Below are 1,016 nucleotides of genomic sequence, written 5' to 3'. Positions count from 1 at the left end.
AAACGACTTTCAAAAATCGGCATATTGGTTGAATAAAACACCTGCCAAACTTGGTAGTTTTGTCTTAATTCGGCATCGCCCATAATGTCATTGGTTAGGCTCACCCATGCCTCTGGGCTGCTTGCCAAGCCATGAATAAACACAATAATTTTCTTATTGGGGTTAAAGGGTTCCAGCATATATAAATGCGGCATAATCAAATTGGCTTCTTTATTAATTAAAGACCAATAGCCTGCTGCACCTAAATTATATTTCGATAACCATAGCCCATAAGGTGCCGAATAGTTTGCAGTAAGTGGATAATCCACACCTTCAACTTTTACACGGTCCTGCCGATAGGGGTCGAACATGGAAATTTCCAAATCTGCCCCATCAATGACCTGATCGGCTGTGGCCTTTTGTTTTGGGTAAGCAATAGCCGTGACTGGAAAGAAGCGTGGTAAATGAATATTGGGATTACTCTGGTGAGCATAAAAATTATCGGGGTCTAAGATGAAGCCATGATTTACATCATGCTCCTTACGTCCCACAATAAATTCCGCACCTAAACCATCCTTACGGTTGACGGTATTAAACCCTGAAAAGTTCATGTTATAGCTAGAGCGAAAGGTATCGACTTCAATATGCTGTACATCTACAGCATGATCAAAGTTAACGTGGTACTCATGCCCATCTGCTTTTAGTAAAGGTGGGAAATGAAGCGTATTTAAATAATTAAAATACGTGGTCATGAGCTTCGACAAAGCGACGTTATAAAAGATACGTACCTGATTTTGGCGATGGTCAAATACCCGATCAAAAGGTGACTCTTCAGAATCAAACAAATAGACATAGCTATAGCGCAAGCTTTTATCAAACAACGCCAGCTCTTGCTCAACACAACTGTTACTTTTAAGAGCGACATTACACTGGCTACTACGCCCAACATCTAAAGCTTTTGCCAAATAAATTTCACTCAGCGCAGCATAGCGTTCTTCTCGGCTGCTATTTTCAGACAATCCCTGAATTTTATTTAA

1 pseudogene is annotated in these 1,016 nt (G+C 40.4%); it reads right to left on the bottom strand.

What is annotated here, in order from left to right:
• A pseudogene (locus tag VXQ92_RS21410) lies at positions 1–1,016 on the bottom strand (alpha/beta hydrolase); the annotation flags it as partial.

The organism is Acinetobacter sp. 228 (assembly GCF_048147885.1).
The sequence above is the reverse complement of the archived record's forward strand: the minus strand, read 5'-3'. Positions and strand labels throughout refer to the sequence as shown.